15 protein-coding genes and 1 pseudogene are annotated in these 17,547 nt (G+C 71.4%); 9 read left to right on the top strand and 7 right to left on the bottom strand.

The features are described from left to right. Positions 1 to 24 precede the first annotated feature (24 nt). From AB0D48_RS34275 to AB0D48_RS34265, 3 genes are all read right to left on the bottom strand, one after another. Positions 25 to 2,097: a SpoIIE family protein phosphatase gene (locus AB0D48_RS34275; protein ID WP_362406168.1), complete on the bottom strand. Its 2,073-nt coding sequence runs from the start codon at positions 2,095 to 2,097 to the stop codon at positions 25 to 27. A 299-nt stretch (positions 2,098 to 2,396) separates the two neighbouring features. Then, on the bottom strand, positions 2,397 to 4,826 hold the full coding sequence (locus AB0D48_RS34270) for a SpoIIE family protein phosphatase (RefSeq protein ID WP_362406165.1): 2,430 nt from the start codon (positions 4,824 to 4,826) through the stop codon (positions 2,397 to 2,399). Between the two features lie 13 nt (positions 4,827 to 4,839). Next, a complete protein-coding gene (locus AB0D48_RS34265; RefSeq protein ID WP_362406162.1) occupies positions 4,840 to 8,859 on the bottom strand; it encodes a HAMP domain-containing protein in 4,020 nt (1,339 codons plus the stop codon). Between the two features lie 298 nt (positions 8,860 to 9,157). On the opposite strand from AB0D48_RS34265, the gene AB0D48_RS34260 reads away from it, so the two are divergent. Then, a complete protein-coding gene (locus tag AB0D48_RS34260) occupies positions 9,158 to 9,595 on the top strand; it encodes an ATP-binding protein (protein WP_362406159.1) in 438 nt (145 codons plus the stop codon). A 16-nt stretch (positions 9,596 to 9,611) separates the two neighbouring features. Here the strand turns inward: AB0D48_RS34260 and AB0D48_RS34255 are convergent, their stop codons facing one another. Continuing rightward, positions 9,612 to 9,959 (bottom strand): STAS domain-containing protein, encoded by a 348-nt coding sequence (locus AB0D48_RS34255; RefSeq protein ID WP_362406156.1) that lies wholly within the window; start codon positions 9,957 to 9,959, stop codon positions 9,612 to 9,614. A gap of 342 nt (positions 9,960 to 10,301) precedes the next feature. Here AB0D48_RS34255 and AB0D48_RS34250 point away from each other — a divergent pair, with 342 nt between their 5' ends. The 4 genes from AB0D48_RS34250 to AB0D48_RS34235 all read left to right on the top strand — a co-directional run bounded on the left by AB0D48_RS34250 (position 10,302) and on the right by AB0D48_RS34235 (position 13,060). After that, the gene (locus AB0D48_RS34250) at positions 10,302 to 11,099 is read left to right on the top strand and encodes a SigB/SigF/SigG family RNA polymerase sigma factor (RefSeq protein ID WP_362406209.1); all 798 of its coding nucleotides are present in this window, start codon (positions 10,302 to 10,304) and stop codon (positions 11,097 to 11,099) included. A 9-nt stretch (positions 11,100 to 11,108) separates the two neighbouring features. Beyond that, entirely contained in the window at positions 11,109 to 11,549 is a 441-nt protein-coding gene (locus AB0D48_RS34245) for an STAS domain-containing protein (RefSeq protein WP_362406153.1), read from the top strand. Next, a complete protein-coding gene (locus tag AB0D48_RS34240) occupies positions 11,546 to 12,502 on the top strand; it encodes a sensor histidine kinase (protein ID WP_362406150.1) in 957 nt (318 codons plus the stop codon). The genes AB0D48_RS34245 and AB0D48_RS34240 overlap by 4 nt, the downstream gene beginning before the upstream one ends. Before the next feature lie 93 nt (positions 12,503 to 12,595). Further along, positions 12,596 to 13,060 carry an ATP-binding protein gene (locus tag AB0D48_RS34235; protein WP_362406206.1) on the top strand — a complete coding sequence of 155 codons (465 nt, stop codon included), beginning with the start codon at positions 12,596 to 12,598 and terminating at the stop codon, positions 13,058 to 13,060. Positions 13,061 to 13,088: 28 nt separating this feature from the next. Here AB0D48_RS34235 and AB0D48_RS34230 read toward each other — a convergent pair whose 3' ends face one another. Further along, positions 13,089 to 13,346, bottom strand: a complete 258-nt coding sequence (locus AB0D48_RS34230; protein ID WP_362406147.1) for a DUF5133 domain-containing protein — start codon at positions 13,344 to 13,346, stop codon at positions 13,089 to 13,091. Between the two features lie 193 nt (positions 13,347 to 13,539). Here AB0D48_RS34230 and AB0D48_RS34225 point away from each other — a divergent pair, with 193 nt between their 5' ends. Further along, positions 13,540 to 13,662 (top strand): hypothetical protein, encoded by a 123-nt coding sequence (locus AB0D48_RS34225; RefSeq protein ID WP_362406144.1) that lies wholly within the window; start codon positions 13,540 to 13,542, stop codon positions 13,660 to 13,662. Positions 13,663 to 13,755: 93 nt separating this feature from the next. Beyond that, the gene (locus tag AB0D48_RS34220; RefSeq protein WP_362406141.1) at positions 13,756 to 14,418 is read left to right on the top strand and encodes a DUF4230 domain-containing protein; all 663 of its coding nucleotides are present in this window, start codon (positions 13,756 to 13,758) and stop codon (positions 14,416 to 14,418) included. 18 nt (positions 14,419 to 14,436) lie between these two features. On the opposite strand, the gene AB0D48_RS34215 is transcribed toward AB0D48_RS34220, so the two are convergent. Further along, positions 14,437 to 15,504: a mechanosensitive ion channel domain-containing protein gene (locus AB0D48_RS34215; RefSeq protein WP_362406138.1), complete on the bottom strand. Its 1,068-nt coding sequence runs from the start codon at positions 15,502 to 15,504 to the stop codon at positions 14,437 to 14,439. A gap of 227 nt (positions 15,505 to 15,731) precedes the next feature. Here AB0D48_RS34215 and AB0D48_RS34210 point away from each other — a divergent pair, with 227 nt between their 5' ends. Further along, positions 15,732 to 16,181 carry an SRPBCC family protein gene (locus tag AB0D48_RS34210; RefSeq protein ID WP_362406135.1) on the top strand — a complete coding sequence of 150 codons (450 nt, stop codon included), beginning with the start codon at positions 15,732 to 15,734 and terminating at the stop codon, positions 16,179 to 16,181. 243 nt (positions 16,182 to 16,424) lie between these two features. Continuing rightward, positions 16,425 to 17,033 (top strand): response regulator transcription factor, encoded by a 609-nt coding sequence (locus tag AB0D48_RS34205; RefSeq protein WP_362406132.1) that lies wholly within the window; start codon positions 16,425 to 16,427, stop codon positions 17,031 to 17,033. Between the two features lie 34 nt (positions 17,034 to 17,067). Here the strand turns inward: AB0D48_RS34205 and AB0D48_RS34200 are convergent. Then, positions 17,068 to 17,466, bottom strand: a pseudogene (locus tag AB0D48_RS34200) (ABC transporter ATP-binding protein); the annotation flags it as partial. Between the last annotated feature and the right edge of the window lie 81 nt (positions 17,467 to 17,547).

Raw genomic sequence — 17,547 nt, 5'->3', positions numbered from 1 at the left:
CCACCGCGCCCTTCGACACCATCACTACGGCCGTTTCCCGTCGCCGATGGCCTGCTCCGTCCAGATGGTCTTCCCGGCCCTCGTGAACCGGCTGCCCCAGCGGTCGGCGAGCTGGGCGACGAGGAAGAGGCCGCGCCCGCCTTCGTCCGTCTCCCGGGCGCGACGAAGGCGTGGCTGGGTACTGCTGGGGTCGGACACCTCACAGGTCAGCTTCCGGTCCCGGATGAGCCGGAGCCCGACGGGGCCGCCGGCGTAGCGGATGGCGTTCGTGACCAGTTCACTGGCCACGAGCTCCGTCACGAAGGCCAGTTCGTCCAGCTGCCAGTCGGTCAGCTGGTCGATCACCAGCTCACGGGCGTGCGCCACGAGGGACAGATCGGCATCGAGTTCCCACTCCGCGACCTGGTCGGGCGAGAGGGTGCGGGTACGGGCGAGCAGCAGGGCGACGTCGTCACCGGGCTCTTGAGGCAGCACCCTGTCGAGAACGCTCTGGCAGACCTCGCCGAGGGAACGGCTCAGGTCCGCGCCGGCGAGCGAGTTCCTCAGTCTCTCCATGCCCTGTTCGATGTCACCGCCGCGGCTGTCGACGAGTCCGTCCGTGTAGAACGCCAGCATGCTGCCGGGCCGGACCCCGAACTCCGCGACCTCGAAGGGCATCCCGCCGACTCCCAGCAGCGGTCCCGGCACCATGCCGACGAAGGCCGGCTCCTCGCCGGGCGACAGGAGGGCAGGCGGCGGATGTCCCGCGGTGGCAGCGGCGCACGCTCTCGTCACCGGGTCGTAGACGGCGTACAGGCACGTCGCTCCGAGCACGGCCCTCTCCGAAGGGGATTCACCGGTCGCCTGTTCGCCCGAGAGACCGAGCACCAAGTCGTCCAGGTGCGTGAGGAGTTCGCCCGGATCCAGATCGAGGTCCGCCAGGGCCTGCACCGCGGTCCGCAGTCGCGCCATGGCCGCGGTGGCGTCAAGGCCGTGGCCGACGACATCGCCGACGACGAACGCCACGCGCGACGACGGCAGGGGGATCACGTCGAACCAGTCCCCGCCGACTCCGGCACCGCCGGCCGCCGGCCGGTAGACCCCCACCGTCTCGGCGGCCGCGGAGTCCAGGGCCGAGCGCGGCAACAGGCTTCGCTGCAGGGCCTCCGCAGACCGGTGTTCCTTGGTGAAGCGGCGGGCGTTGTCCACGCCGAGTGCCGCCCTGGAAACGACGTCCTGCAGGAGGGCGGCGTCCTCCTCGCCGAAACCGGAGGGCAACTGGCTGCGCCAGACCGTCACGCAGCCGAGGATCAGTCCTCGCGCGTACAGCGGCACCGCCACGGAGGAGTGCGCCCCGCTCGGGACGAGCAGCGGCAGGCTCTCGGGGTCCACGCCGAGCATCGTGCGGAGCACTGCAATATCGGACACCAGCACGGGCCGTCCCTCCATGAGGGGACGCATCAACGCGCTGTCCGATACCGCAGGAAGCGCCTCTCCCACGGCCAGGAGGGCCTCCGCGGATATCTCAGGGCTCTGCGCGGCGGCGGTCCGGCGCAGCCGCACGTCGCCGCTGGCGTCGACGTGTGGCGGCTCGTCCCCCACCAGCACCGGCTCCGCGAGATCCACGGTCGCCAGGTCCGCGAAGTCGGGGACGAGCAGATCCACGATGACCTCGGCCATCTCCGCCACGTCCAGGGAGGCGCCGATCGTTACGGCGGCGGCGTGGGACAGCTGCATCCGGCGCCGCTCCGAGTCGCGCTCGGCCGTGTCCGCCGTGGGTTCGGCCGACGTGACCAGTACCAGCCACAGCGCGCCGGAGCCGGAATCGCCGGCAGCCCGCGCCCCCAGCCGGACCACGTCGAAGGCGAGGCCGCCCGCCCTGCCCGACCCGCCCTCTCCGAGTGCCGCCACGGGACGCCCGCCCGGGCCCGCCTCCGCTCCGTCGCGCGGAAGCATCGCCAGCACGGGAGCGCACGGCTGCCCGGGCGAGCACTTCAGCAGTGTCGCGGCCATCCCGGAACAGGCGATGACCACGCCTTCGTCGTCCAGCACGACGGCTGCCGTGTCACTGACGGACACCGAGGCCGGGCTCGGGCCGTGATGCTCCGGTTCGCCCATGTCGCCTCCACGCAGCGAGACCTCCAGTATCGCGCCCAGGGGGCCACCCGGCGACCGGGTGCCACCGGAAGGCGAGCCCGATCACCGCGCGCCAAGGGGGCATCACCGGGCGGAGGAGTGCCCGCCGCGGGCGCTGACCTGTCCTTATGCCCCGGTCAGCGCCCCGTTCGCTTCGTGGACCGGACCGTGAGTGGGAACCCGCAGGTCAGTGCCCGTATCGCCGTCTGCCGGCGGGTGGCGACGGCGAGCTCGCTCCCCCTGGGGCGACAGCGCCGTTCCCCGCACCGCCCGGTGCCGGTTCAGCCGACCTGGATGCCGATCACGCACGTGTCGTCGTCCGTGTCGGACCTGCTCGCGGTGAGGAGGCGGTCCAGTTGTCCGTCCAGATCCCCGGCTCCGGCGGCCGCCGCGTTCACGAGATGGCCGAGCGAGTCCTGGACCGAGGAGTCCCGCCGTTCCACCAGTCCGTCCGTGAACATCAGCAGGGTGTCGTCCGGTTCGAGCTGCACCTCCCGTTCGACGTACGTGACGTCGGGCAGGGCTCCGAGGAGCAGGCCCTCGATGAGGGGGAAGGCGTCGGCCTCGCCCCCGCGGACGAGTACGGGCGGCAGGTGGCCCGCGCGCGCCCAGCGCATCACCCTGGTGCTCGGGTCGAAGAGGCCGCAGACGGCGGTGGCCGTCACGTGCTTGGCCAGGTGATGGGTGACCGTGTTGAGCCAGGACAGCAGCTGGGCGGGGCCGGCGCCGGTGACGGCGAGGCCGCGCAAGGCGTTGCGCAGCACGACCATGCCGGTGGCCGCCTCGATGCCGTGACCGGCGACGTCACCCACGGACAGCATGATCAGCCCGGAGGGCAGGACCACGGTGTCGTACCAGTCGCCGCCGACGAGCGACTCGGTCTCCGCCGGCCGGTATCGGACGGCGACCCGCAGCCCCGGGGCCTCGATGGCCGGTGGCGTGGGGGGCATGATGGCGTGCTGGAGCTGGAGGGCCAGCCGGTTGCGTTCGGCGGACTCGGCCTCGGTGTGGGCGAGCTGGTCCCTGGTCGCGGCCAGCGCGACCTCGGTCCAGTGCTGGGCGGAAATGTCCTGGTAGGCGCCGCGCACGGAGTGCAGCCGCTTGTCCGCGTCGAGGACGGGCTCGGCGACGACCCGGATGTGTCGGGTGATTCCGTCGAGCCTCTGGAGGCGGAAATGGACGGAGGCGGGGCGGCGGTGGCGGAGCACCGCGCGCAGGAAGCGGCCGAGCGCGGCGGAGTCGTCCGGATGGGCGTATCCGGGCAGTTCCCGCAGCCGTACCGGGGGCGCGGTGGCCGGGAGTCCGTGCAGCGCGTAGAGCTGCGCGTTCCAGGTGGTCTCTCCGGTGGCGAGGTTCTCCTCGAAACCGCCGATCCTGCCCAGGCGCTGGGCGTGCTGGAGGAGGTTGGCCAGCCGGGCCGTCTCGTCCTCGATCCGCCAGATCAGCAGGACGGCCGCGCCGTGACGGCTGACGCTGATGTCCGCGACCGAGGTGAGCGGGATCTGGTCGACGAACGCGGTCAGGCTCATGCGTTCGGCCCTGAACGGCTCGCCCGTCGCGTGCACGCGTTCGATGATGTCGAACAGCCCGCTCTCGCCGGCGGCCATCGGATAGGCCTCCAGCAGCAGCGCACCGTTGACGTCGCCGCGCGGCCGTCCCACCGGGTCGACGAACCGGCTGCCTGCGTGCCGGATCCGGAAGTCGCTGAGCCGGCCCCCGGCGTCGAGGACCGGGGTGAGCACCACGGCGGGATCCTGCAGTCCCTCGGCGAGGTCGATGAGCTCCTCGACGTCCGGGAGCACCGCCTCGGTGACCGTGAAGTCGCGTGGGGGCGAAACGTCCATGGTGCGGGCGCACAGCTCGGCGAGGGCCTCGACTTGGCGCTCGATCTGCGGTGGTTGCGGCGCCAGGGGCTGCGGCCAGCAGATTTCGAGGACGCCGTGGATCCGTCCGCCCGTCCCCGTCGGTACGGCCATCCGTCCGCCGTCCGGCCATTGGAGGTGGCCGATCGAGGGCAGCCCTTCGCGTTTGAGGTGGGCGAGGGTGACCAGTCGGCGCTCCCGCAGCGCGAGGCGGGCGACCGTCGACACGCCGGGGGGTACGTGGCGCCAGCGTACGGCCTCCCTGGACGGGAAACCGGCGTGCCCGGCGAGGGCCAGCGAGCCGTCGGGCACCGCGGTCCACACGGCGACGGCGACCGCTCCCAGGGGGCTCAGGGCGTTCGTCAGGAGGGACTCGGCCACTGCCTGGGTGTCGGCGGCGGCGGCCAGCATGCCGCTTTCGGCGGTCCGCAGCCGGACCGACACCGTGGAGTGCTGCCCGGCCGGATCGTGGTCCGTACCGGCGCGCTCGACGAACTCGGCGGCGATCTCGCTGACGTGGTCGCGGGACGCCTGGTTGACGATGTCGGCGGCGAGTTCGAGGGGGGACATCCCGCTCTCCCGGCACAACAGGTCGAGCTGCTGTGCCGCCGCCGCCGGGGTACAGCTCAGCTGTCCGATCAGGATGCCCTTGGCCAGTTCGACCAAGGCCCGGCCGTCGGCGGCCGCCTGTGCCTCCAGCACCTCCCGGCGCAGCCGTTCGACGGTGGCGACGAGGCGGCCCAACGGGGTCGGGGCCTGGTGCGGGATGGCGCTCGCGGCGGCCTGGTCACCGCCCGGCGTCCCCTGCGGGCGCGTCGCATCGTCGTGCCGTCGCGTGTCCCCGGTCATCGCGTGCCCCCGGTCATCGCGTGAGCCAGTGCCGGACGCGGGCGATGAGGTCGTCGGCGTCCACCGGCTTGGTCACGTAGTCGCTGGCGCCCGCGGCGAGGCTCTTCTCCCGGTCCCCGGGCATCGCCTTGGCGGTGACCGCGATGATGGGCAGGCCCTTGTACGCCGGCATCCGCCGGATCTCGGCGGTGGCCGCGTAGCCGTCCAGTTCGGGCATCATCACGTCCATCAGGATGAGGTCGACACCCGCGTTGTGGGTGAGGGCGTCGATGCCCTTGCGGCCGTCCTCGGCGTGGAGCACGCGCATGCCGTGCAGTTCCAGGACCCCGCTGAGGGCGAAGAGGTTACGTGCGTCGTCGTCGACGACGAGGACGGTGCGTCCGGCCAGATCGCCGTCGAGCACGTGGGCGGCCTGCTGCCGCTGCGTGTCGCCGTGAACGAGGGGCAGCACGTCCCCCGGCTGCTCTGCGTTGAGGTGGAGCGCGATGCGTTCCCGCAGTTCGTCCAGGCTGGACAGCAGCTCCACCTGGCGTGATGCGGACCGCTCCCGCAGGACCTCCTCCTGGCCGGTTCTGACGCGGGGGTTGTTGTGGGCGAGGACGGGGAGCGAGGAGAGGGCCGGGTCTCCGTCGAGCGCGTCGAGAAAGCGCAGCGCTTCGCCGTCGGGCATGTCCAGTTCCAGGACGACGCAGTGGAAGGAGTCGGATGCCAGGGCGGCGGCTGCCTCCCGCGAGCTCGTGGCATTGACCACTTGGATCCCGTCGCGTTCCCCCGTCATCCGGTGGCCGGGGGCGAAGTCCCGGCCGGCGCTCTCGGCTACGAGGGAAAGCAGACCGTTGGACCGTTCCTCGATCACCAGCAGGCGGCGGGGCCGCCGCTGTGCCGGGAGCACGGGCGTGTCCGGGCGGCCCGGATCGGCCGCCGCGGACGTGTCGTGGGGCGCGAGCGTCGCGGAGGCGTCGGGGTGGGGGACGTCCTCGTAGTCCGCGCGGCTGACCGGCAGGTAGAGGGTGAAGGTGCTGCCCTGGCCGGGTGTGCTTTCCGCGGTGACGGCCCCGCCGAGCAGCTGGGCGATCTCGCGGCTGATCGAGAGCCCGAGGCCGGTGCCGCCGTACTTGCGGCTCGTGGTGCCGTCGGCCTGCTGGAAGGCTCCGAACACGGACTCCAGCTGCTGCTCGGGGATGCCGATGCCCGTGTCCCGTACCCGGAAGGCCAGCAGGGGCCCGCGCCGGGGAAGCCCGGCGGGGATCTCGGAGGCCGTCGCCGGTTCGATACGGAGCTCGACTCCGCCGCGCTCGGTGAACTTGACGGCGTTGGACAGCAGGTTGCGCAGGATCTGGCGCAGCCGCGAGTCGTCGGTGAGCAGGTCGTCGGGGGCGCCCGGGGCCGTGGTGACGGTGAAGTCGAGGCTCTTCTGCGTGGTCATCGGCCGGAAGGTGGCGTCGACGTACTCGAGCAGCTGAGGCAGGTGCACCCGCTCGGGATGGATGTCCATCTTTCCGGCTTCGACCTTCGACAGGTCGAGGATGTCGTTGATCAGTTGGAGCAGGTCCGAGCCGGCCGAGTGGATGATGCCCGCGTACTCGACCTGCTTGGGGGTGAGGTTGCGGGCGGGGTTCTGCGCGAGCAGCTGGGCGAGGATGAGAAGGCTGTTGAGCGGGGTGCGCAGCTCGTGACTCATGTTGGCCAGGAAGTCGGACTTGTACGTGGAAGCCAGCGACAACTGTTGTGCGCGGGTCTCCAGTTCCTGCCGGGCCTGCTCGATCTCCAGGTTCTTGGCCTCGATGTCGCTGTTCTGGCTGGCGAGGAGGGCTGCCTTCTCCTCCAGCTCCGCGTTGGAGCGCTGGAGTTCTTCCTGCTGGACCTGGAGTTCCTCCGAGCGGGCCTGGAGTTCGCCGGTCAGCCGCTGGGACTCGCCGAGGAGCTCGTCGGTCCGGGCGTTGGCGACGATCGTGTTGACGTTGGCGCCGATGGTCTCCATCAACTGGGTGAGGAAGTCGCGGTGTACGGGGGTGAAGGCGGTGAAGGAGGCGAGTTCGATCACTCCGAGGACCTGGTCGTCCACCACGATCGGCAGGATGATCAGACTGCCCGGGGTGGTGTGGCCCAGCCCGGAGGAGATGACGTAGTTGCCGGGGACCTGGTCGGTGGCGATGATCCGGTGGCTGCGGGCCGCCTGTCCGACGAGGGACTCGCCGAGGGCGAACCGGGTGCGCTCCTCGGCATCCGCGGGCCGGCCGTAGGAGCCGACGAGGGTGAGCACGGTGCCGCCGGGGCCGTCCTCGGCGAGGTAGAAGGCGCCGTACTGGGCGGCGACGAGCGGCGTCAGTTCGTCCATGACGAGTTCGGCGACGGCGGCGAGATCCCGGTGGCCCTGCATCAGGCCGGAGATGCGGGCCAGGTTGGACTTGAGCCAGTCCTGTTCCTGGTTGGCCCGGGTGCTCTCCCGCAGCGAACCGACCATGGAGTTGATGTTGTCCTTGAGTTCGGCGACCTCGCCCGAGGCATCGACCGTGATCGAGCGGGTCAGGTCGCCCTCGGCGACCGCGCTGGCGACCTCGGCGATGGCCCGGACCTGGCGGGTCAGGTTGCCGGCCAGCTCGTTGACGTTCTCGGTCAGGCGCTTCCAGGTACCGGAGACGCCCTCGACCTCCGCCTGCCCGCCGAGCCGGCCCTCACTGCCGACCTCGCGGGCGACGCGGGTGACCTCGGCGGCGAAGGCGGAAAGCTGGTCGACCATCGTGTTGATGGTGGTCTTCAGCTCCAGGATCTCCCCGCGGGCGTCCACGTCGATCTTCTTGGACAGATCGCCGTTGGCGACGGCCGTGGTGACGAGGGCGATGTTGCGGACCTGGCCGGTGAGGTTGTTCGCCATGGAGTTGACGTTGTCGGTGAGGTCCTTCCAGGTGCCCGCCACGTGGGGAACCTGTGCCTGGCCGCCGAGCCGGCCTTCGGTGCCGACCTCGCGGGCCACCCGGGTCACCTCGTCGGCGAACGCGGACAGCGTGTCGACCATCGTGTTGATGACCCCGGCCAGCGCGGCGACCTCGCCCTTCGCCTCCACCATGATCTTCTGCGAGAGGTCGCCACGGGCGACGGCGGTGGCCACCTGGGCGATGGACCGCACCTGGCCGGTCAGGTTGGACGCCATGACGTTGACGTTGTCGGTGAGGTCCTTCCAGGTGCCCGAGACCCCCCGGACCGTGGCCTGGCCGCCGAGGTTGCCCTCGGTTCCCACTTCGCGGGCCACGCGCGTGACTTCGTCGGCGAACGCGGACAGCTGGTCGACCATCGTGTTGATGGTCTCCTTCAGCTCCAGGATCTCCCCGCGCGCGTCCACCCGGATCTTCTGGGTCAGGTCGCCCTGGGCCACGGCGGTGGTGACCTCGGCGATGGAGCGCACCTGGGCGGTCAGGTTGTCGGCCATGACGTTGACCGATTCCGTCAGGTCCTTCCACGTACCGGACACGCCCTTGACGTCCGCCTGACCGCCGAGCCGGCCTTCGGTGCCGACCTCGCGGGCCACGCGCGTGACCTCCCCGGCGAATCCGGAGAGCTGGTCGACCATCGTGTTGATGGTCTCCTTCAGCTCCAGGATCTCCCCCCGCGCCGTGACGGTGATCTTCTGCGAGAGGTCGCCCTTGGCCACGGCGGTCGCGACCTGGGCGATGGAGCGCACCTGGGCCGTGAGGTTTCCGGCCATGAAGTTGACCGAATCCGTGAGGTCCAGCCAGGCGCCCCCGACTCCCGGTACGTCGGCCTGGCCGCCCAGCGTCCCCTCGGTGCCCACCTCGCGGGCCACCCGCGTCACCTCCGAGGTGAACAGCGAGAGTTGATTGACCATCCCGTTGAAGACGGTCGCGATCTCCCCGAGCAGCCCGTCCGGCGCATCGGGCAGCCGGGTGCGGAAATCCCCGTCGCGTACGGCAGTCAGCCCGGCCAGCAACTGGCGCAGCTCCGACTCGCCGATCCCGCTCTCACCTGGCGACGGTGGCACCCCGTCCACTGAATCCGTGCCCGCCCGCTCGGCCATCAGCCAACCTCACTCTCGCTACCAACCGCTCCGATACGCGGGACAGCCGGTCTCCGTCTTCGCGGCGGCACCGGCCCGGTGAAGGCTAGCGCCGCCGAAGGGACGATAAGGCACAGTCGATCACACCGGGGGCAGCGCATACGGGCTCACCGGACGGAAGACGGCCGGGAGGCCGATCGTGTACGGCCCGAACCCACGTTCCCGCGCCGTGCTGTGAAAAGCCTCGGGTGCTCGTGCCGTCTCCGGGTAGACGAACCGGTGACGCACACGGCACGACAGCGGAAACGAGGTGAGGACAATGGCGGTCAAGGCGGTGGGCTGGGCACGTTCTTTTCCGATTGCGGAGGGCGTCCGGGCAGCGCGGCAGTGGACCGCGGGGCACCTGGCGTCACTTCCGTGGAACGGTTCGGCGGCCGACACCGTGCACTCCGTGCTGCTCTGCGTCTCCGAACTCGTCACCAACGCGCACGTGCACGCGGTCGGCACCGCACATCTGGTGCTGACGTGGGACGGCTACTGCCTGCACGTCAGCGTCGCCGACGCCGATCCGTGGCTGCCCAGCCCCCGGGAGCCCGACGCCGACGAGGGTGCCACGTCCGGTCGCGGGCTGGGGATCGTCACCGCACTGGCCGATTCCCTCGACGTCCATGCCTGCCACGGCGGCAAGACGATCACCGCGTGCTTCCGGCCCGCCGGCGGACCGGACCCGCACGCGGCCCACCCGCGCACCGGCTGAGCGTCCGGCACCGGCTTCACGCTCCGAGGGCGTCTTCGACACTCGCGTGCAGGCAGAGGACGGTATCGGCACCGGTCACGGCGAAGAGCCGTCGCAACTGCTCGCCTGGGGCGGCGATACGCAGATCGGTGAGGTGGTGCAGCCTCAGGAGCAGGTTCAGGAAGGACGAGTCTCCGAACGTGATGGAGCCGGCGTCCAGAACCACCAGCGGATGCCGGCCGGCGGCGGAGGCGAGAGCCTCCTCCAGAGGGGCCAACGTGTCCTGGTCGAGCTCCCCGTGGGCCGCCACCACCCACCCGGCCCCCGCGGGGTAGCTGTCCCCGACCACGCCTGGCTGGTACGCGTCCCTTGCTGCTCCGGTCATGTCCGCCTCCCCGGATCGCCACCTGTACGTCGTTCTCAAGGGAGTATGCCTGCTCCTTCCGCCGACGCGGCCGCCGCCCCGGGCGCGGCGCCTCCCCTCCGGTCGCACGGCGCGACCCGGGGAACAAACCGATGCCACGAAGGTGTGTAGAACGGCGAAGCCGGGGCAGGAGCGCCGAGGCAGCCGTCAGTCAATCGGGAGGGAGCGGCCACCATGTCTCGCTCGGCCACTGTGGTAGGCCCCATTCGTACACCAGTCGCGCACGTCCCTGCTTGTGACCGAGGCACCGCGGCGGAGCCTGCGCAGGACGTGGACCCGTACCAGGTGGAGAACGCTCGTGAGATGGCGCCCGCCGACGCCCGCGAGCTGTCGCGGCTGTTCTTCGCGAGGCTGCGCACGCTGGAGGAGGGGACGCGCGAGTACCAGTACACACGCAACACCCTGATCGAGATGAACCTCTCCCTCGTGCAGTTCGCCGCGCGGCGCTTCCGCGCCCGTGTGCTCGGCGGCGGTGTCGACATGGACGACATCATCCAGGTCGGAACCATCGGCCTCATCAAGGCCATCGACCGCTACGACCTCGAGCGGGAGGTCGAATTCTCCACCCTCGCCCTCCCCTACATCACGGGAGAGATCAAGCGCTACTTCCGCGACACCACCTGGGCCGTGCACGTCCCCCGCCGCCTGCAGGAACTGCGCACGGAGCTCGCCAAGGCCCAGGAGGCCCTGACCGACGTCCTCGGCCGGGCGCCGACGGTCAAGGAGGTCGCCCAGCACCTGGAACTCTCCGAGGACGAAGTCATCGACGGACTGGTGGCCGCGAACGGCTACACCAGCGGTTCCCTCGACACCGCCGGCACGGAGGGCGACGCTCCGACCACGACGAGCCGGGCACCCCGACCGCTGGCGGAGCGCCTCGGTGAGGTCGACCCCGCCATGGAACTCTTCGAGGAGTTCCACACCCTCGCACCCCTGCTGGAGCAACTGGACGAACGCGACCGGCGCATCCTGCAGATGCGCTTCGGCCAGGAGAAGACCCAGGCCGAGATCGGCGCCGAACTGGGCATTTCCCAGATGCAGGTCTCCCGCCTCCTGTCCCGGACCCTGGCCCGGCTGCGCGCCGGCATGCTCACGGTGTAGACACGGACCATGACGTCCCTCCACCGACACGACCGGTCCGCCTCCCCCGTCGGCGCGCAAGCGCGCCAAAACGACGCGGTGGGGGCGGACGCGGTCGTCCGGTGCGCGCAAACGCCGCCAGGAACGGGAAAGGACGGGACGACGCCGCTGGCCGCCCTGCCGTTGCAGGACCGCCCCGGCGCACGTCTGAGCGGCAGCTGCGACCTCGATACCCGGCAGACCTTGTCCGCCGCGCTCGGCGTCGTGATCGGGATACCCGGCCCCGTCGTCCATCTCGATCTTTCCGCCGTGGCCTTTCTCGACACGGCCGCGGTCGCCGCCCTGGTGCAGGCGTCGGCCGCCCTCAACGGGGAGGGACGACGCCTGTTGCTCCACGACCCGCCATACTCGCTCCGCAAGGTAGTGGAGATGTTCCCGGACGAATGCGCCGCGCTGGAGGTCGCAGCATGATCACTGTTCCTGCGCCCGCCGGGCCCGGGGCCTTCGTCCACCCCGCCCTCTTCTACCAGGACCTCGCCGAGTACCTGGCCGGGGTGGGTGATTTCGTACGCACCGCCCTGTCTGCCGAGGAACCGGTGCTCGTCGCCGTGCCGGGCCCGCACCTGGACGCCCTGCGCGAGAGCCTCGGTGAGAACACGGCGGAGATCGCCTGGACGGACATGACGGAGCTGGGCCGCAATCCCGGCCGCATTCTGGCCGCCTTGCAGGATTTCGCCGACCGGCACGCGGGCCGCGCCGCCCGGGTCGTGGGCGAACCGATCTGGCCCGGCCGCTCCCCCGCCGAGGTGCTGGAGGCCACCCGTCACGAGGCCCTCATCAACACGGCCTTCGCCGGCCGGCCCGCAACCATCCTGTGCCCGTACGACGTACGGGGGCTGGCTCCCGCGGTGGTGTCCGACGCCCGGCGCACGCACCCCACGCTGATCGAGAAGGGACGGGACCTGCTGAGCCCGGCCTACACCGACGCCTCGAAGGTCTCCACGGACTGCGATCTCCTCCTGCCCGAACACGACGGCGAGGTGCTCCGGCTCGAGTACTCCCACGGAGGGCTGGCCGAGGTACGCGAGCACGCCGAGGGCTGGGCACGTGGAACCGCCCTGACCCCGGCGCGGCGCGGCGATCTCATCCTGGCCATCAGCGAGGCGGCGGCCAACTCCCTCTCCCACGGCGGCGGGAAGGGCACCCTCCGCCTGTGGACCACCGCCGGCGCCCGGGCGGGAATCGTCGCCGAGATCCACGACGCCGGCCGCCTGGCCGACCCCTTGGCGGGGCGACGCCGCCCTTCCCTGGCATCGGCCAGGGGCGGCCGTGGTCTGTGGATGATCCACCAGCTCTGCGACCTGGTGGAGGTCCGCGCCACTGACAGCGGTCTCACACTCCGGCTGCACATGGCAACTCCCTGAGGCCGGCGGTCCCTTACACTGTCTCGGGCAGGTCCCGAGAGCAGAGACGCAGAGATCCGAAGACCAGTGGCGATGTGGGGGTGAGTGACCACAGTGGAGACCGTCGGACCGGAAACGGGCAACGCGGTGAGTGCCGGCTTTCCCGCCGGAGGGCAGCGCCGCCGGCTCGCCCTGACGGGCGTCCGCGGCCCGGTGGCCAAGGGGCGCGACTTCACGCGCCAGGCCCTGCGGGACTGGGGCTGGGGCGGGACCGAGACCGCCGAGGACGCCCTGCTGCTCGTGTCTGAGCTGCTGACGAACGCGTCGCTGCACGCGGGCGGTTGTCACGAACTCGTACTCACGGCCGGAGAGGCCCTGCGCATCGAGGTGTACGACGGCACGTCGGCGCCGCCCCGCCGCCACCCGGCCCCGCAACGCGGCGTCCCGGGCGGCCACGGCCTGTACATCGTGGAGCGTCTGTCCGATCGCTGGGGCGCGCGCACGCATGAGCACGGGAAGGTCGTCTGGGCCGAGATCGAGGCCACCCGGCTGGTGTCCGGCAGGCCCACGGGCCCGTGACCGGTCCGGCGCGCGCCCGGGGCCGACGTCAGCAGTACGTACGGCGCCGCGCGGTCGGCCGGGGACCCAGGACCGAGTCGTCGTAGGTCCGCGCCCCGGGAAGGCGGTAGCGGGCTGCGGTGAGGGCGGCGTGTACGTCCGAGGTGCCCGTCACGACGCACAGCGTGGCGGCAACGTCCTCCAGACGGCCGCAGGCCTCGGGGGTTCCGCTCTCGGCGTTCAGGACGGACAGGGCCCAGTAGCGTTCGACAAGGCCGGAGAGCACGGCCGGGTGAGCCATCAGCATGAGCGGTTCCTTTCGCGAGGCCGGTCGGGCTTGACGAACGGCTTCCCCTGATCCGCGCGCCTACACGTCCCGCCGGGAGGACGGCGGGTCTGCCACCCCGTGCGGTGTGCCGCCGTCCGGACGCCCGCACGCACGCGCGTCCCTCGTCCCGTGCGGGAGGCGTCGATCGGGCGGCCGAGGGCAGGAGCGCATCGTGACTACTCATCAGCTCACCTCTCTGTCCCTGTCCCCGGCGCCCGGCCCCGCGTGGGTGCACCTGCTCGTGATGGCCTTCGCGCTGATCGTCCTCGTGCACACACTCGCCCGCCACCGGTAGGGGTCCGCTCCTCCGGCGCACTCGCACTCCTCGAACTCGGGGCCCCCGCGGCCGGCTCGCGCTGCAGCCGCGTCCACGGGGTATCCGCGGAGTATGGAAACCTCTTCGGATCGGCCGGGCGGCTCGCGGCGCCCGTGGTGGGGGCGGATCGCCGCCGGCCTGGCGGTGGTCATGGTGCTGATCGTGCTCGCGGCGCGCTTCAGCCTGGTTCCGGGATTCGGCGGCCTCTTCGGCGAGGACACCCGGGACCGTTCGGGTCCCGCGCTGCTCAAGTCGATCCAGGACATGGATCGTTACGAGGCGGCCGTCGGCAACTTCCAGGTGGTCGTGGACCTGGAGAAGGATGCGGCGTTCCTGCCGGATGCGATCCGGGGAACCCGCACCCTGTACGTGGGCGCCGGCACGGTCAGCGGCTACGTCGACCTGGGCGGCCTGGGCGACCGGAACGTCACCGTGAACGGCGACCGCACCGAGGCCTCGATCCGGCTGCCGCACGCGGTGCTCGGCACGGCGGCCCTCGACCCCGACCGCTCGTACGCGGTGTCGAAGCAGCGGGGCCTGCTGGACCGGATCGGCGATCTGTTCTCCGACAACCCGGCCGGTGAACAGGCCGTGCAGAAGCTCGCCGCGCAGCACCTCGACGAGGCGGCCCGCGACAGCGGCCTCGCCGAGCGCGCCGAGAAGAACACCACGTCGATGCTGGAGGGACTGCTGGGTTCCCTGGGCTTCCGCGAGGTGACGGTCACCTACGGCTGAACCGTGCGGGGAGCTCCGTCACCGGCTGCGCTCGGCCGCGCCGTTCTCCGCTCCCGACGCCGGACCCAGGAGGACGCGCGGCAGGGCATCCGGATGCTTCTCCGCAAGCCAGGCGACCAGTTGCTCCCGTACGGCGCAGCGCACCGTCCACAGGTCGTCGGCGTCCTTGGCCGTGACGATGGCCCGCACCACGATGGTGGAGGGCGTCGTCTCCGTGACCGCAAGGTCCCAGCCGCGCCCGTCCCACTCCCGGCAGTTGTTCAGGATCTCGTGGACCTTGTCGCGTATGAGGTCGACGGGCGCGCTGTGGTCGCAGTGGAGGAAGACGGTGCCGGTCATCTGGACTCCGCCGCGCGACCAGTTCTCGAAGGGCCGGGTGGTGAAGTACGACACGGGCATCGTGAGCCGGCGCTCGTCCCAGGTGCGCACGGCGAGGAAGGTGAGGGTGATGTCCTCGACCACTCCCCACTCGCCCGCGACCACGACCGTGTCGCCGATGCGCACCATGTCGCCGAAGGCGATCTGGAAGCCGGCGAAGAGGTTTCCGAGGGTGGACTGGGCGGCGACGCCTGCCACGATTCCGACGATCCCGGCGGAGGCGAGCAAGGAGGTGCCGAGCGCACGGAAGCTCGGGAAGGTGAGAAGCATCGCGGCAGCCGCGACGACGCCCACGACGACCGTCACGACCCGCATGATCAGCGTCACCTGGGTGCGGACCCGGCGCACCCGGGCCGGGTCGCGGGTGCCGGTGGCGTAGCGGGCGTATCCCGACTCGACGACGGCGGAGGCCACCGCCACGATCAGCCAGGCCCCGGCACCGATCAGGGCGAGCGAGAGGACCCGGCCCACGATGGCCGCGTTGTCGTGCAGCGGCGGCCATGCGGTCTGCCGGTAGGCGCCCTTGAGCAGCGCGGCGAGCAGCACGATCTGCAGGGCTCGGCGGCAGCGGCGCAGCAGGTTCCACAGGGGCGTTTCGGGGTGGCGTGCGTCGGCTCGGCGCAGCAGCAGGTCGGCGGCCCAACCGGCCGCGAAGGTCAGGAGGATCGAGCCCACCAGGACGGTCGGCAGGAGTAGAGCGCTGTTCATGTTCCCTCAGCGGATGTAGGCAGCATGGACTTCCACGCCCCTGCCCCACGGGAGGGAGCTGACACAAGGGGCGGGAGGGGCGCCGGGGCCACTCCAGAGGACGCCGTGCTGCTCGGTCCCCCGCGCATGGGGTCCCCAGGGGCGGGTAGCCGCGCCTCCAGACGTCCTGACGGACGACGACCCGTACCTCAGGGTGCGGGGCCGCCGAACACACGGAAGGGGTGCGCATGTCGCACGTCGAGGAGTATGTCGAGGTCAACGTCCCCGTACGCACGGCCTACAACCAGTGGACGCAGTTCGAGCAGTTCCCCGTCTTCATGGAGGGGGTCGAACGCATCGACCAGCGGACGGACACGCTCACCCACTGGGTGACCAATGTGAACGGTGTACAGCGCGAGTTCGACGCGCAGATCACCGAGCAGCTCCCGGACCAGCGCGTCGCGTGGATGACGGTCGACGGGGAGGCCCGCCAGGCCGGGCTCGTCACTTTCCAGCCGATCGACGCGACCACCACCAAGGTCGTCCTGCACATGAACTGGGTGCCCGACGGTCTGGCCGAGACGGCCGCCGACAAGCTCGGCTTCGTCAAGCGTCAGGTCATGGGTGACCTGAAGCGGTTCAAGCTGTTCATCGAGGCGCGCGGGATCGAGACGGGCGCCTGGCGCGGCGAAGTCTGACCGCGCCGGGGATCGGGCCCGCGAGCAGGGGCGCCCGGACCGCATCCTGCCGGAGGGGCGGAGCGGGCGGGGCCGGTCTTCACGTGCGTTGCCCGCCCAAGGGAAGCGGAGTCCTCGGTGTTCCGGCGCATCTCGGCCAAGTTGCCCGTACGCCCCAGCGCGCCCCCCGCAGTGACGTTCCATCACTCCTGTACGGGGGCACCCGCGTGGTGCTGTTGGTTCGTCTACCGAGGAGAGCACACGATGACGAAGGTCCTCGTCCTGCACAGCGTCAGCCTGGTCCGGTCGGCGCTGGCCGCCCTGCTGAGATCGGAAGGGCCCTTCGAGGTCACCTCGGCAGGCTGGCGGACCGCGGCGCGCGAGGCCGAGTCCTTACGACCGGACGTGACGGTCGTCGACCTCGACTGTCCGGGCACGACGGCCGTGCTGGCCGGCGACGGACGCGCGGACCGCCAGGTCCTCGCGTCCCCGTCTTCGGTACTGGTACTCGCATCGACCGGGGCCCCCGGTTCGCTGCACCGGGCCTTCCGGGCCGAGGCCCGCGGCTACGTCGACAAGGGCGGCTCGCCGGGGCGGCTCGTACGGGCAGTCCGGAAGGTCGCCGCGGGGGAACGGTTCATCGATGCCTCGCTGGCTTCCGCCTTCATGGAGGCCGATCCCGTACCGCTGAGCCCGCGCGAACTCAGCGTGCTGGCCCGGGCCGCGGAGGGCGATTCGATCGCCGAGATCGCCCGCACACTGCATCTGGCGAGCGGGACCGTGCGCAACTACATGGCCGCGGCGACCCGCAAGACCGGCGCGCGCAATCTCATCGACGCGATCCGGATATCCCGGCGGGCGGGCTGGGTCTGATCCGCGGCCGCCGCGGGCGGGCGGGCCCGGCGCGTCACTCGTCCGTGGTGTGGTGCCACCTCCCCACCAGATCCCGGTACAAGGGCGACCTGGCCGGCAGTTCCTCATGTGTGCCGCACACGGCCCGGGTCCCGTCGAGGACGAGGACCCGGTCGGCGCGGGCCGCGGACGAAACGCGGTGGGCAACGACGACGAGGGTGCCGGGACGGGCCGCGAGAGCCCGTTCGGCACGCTCCTCCGTACGCGGGTCCAGGTGGCAGGTGGCCTCGTCGAGCAGCAGCAGCGGAGCCGGCGAGAGGTAGGCGGCGGCGAGCGCGAGGTGCTGGCCCTCGCCTCGGGACAGCAGCCGGGGGGAGACCTCGCCGTCCAGGCCGCCCAGCCGCTCCACCAGGCCCTCCAGCCCCAGGGCGCTGACGGCGTGCTGGACCGCCGCCGGGAGCCGCTTGGGCCAGCGCGGGTGGCTGTCGGTCACGCCGATGCGCAGCCACTCCTCGCGCTCCAGACGGACGTCGAC

The organism is Streptomyces sp. NPDC048269, from assembly GCF_040652395.1.
Taxonomy (GTDB): domain Bacteria; phylum Actinomycetota; class Actinomycetes; order Streptomycetales; family Streptomycetaceae; genus Streptomyces.
The sequence above is the reverse complement of the archived record's forward strand: the minus strand, read 5'-3'. Positions and strand labels throughout refer to the sequence as shown.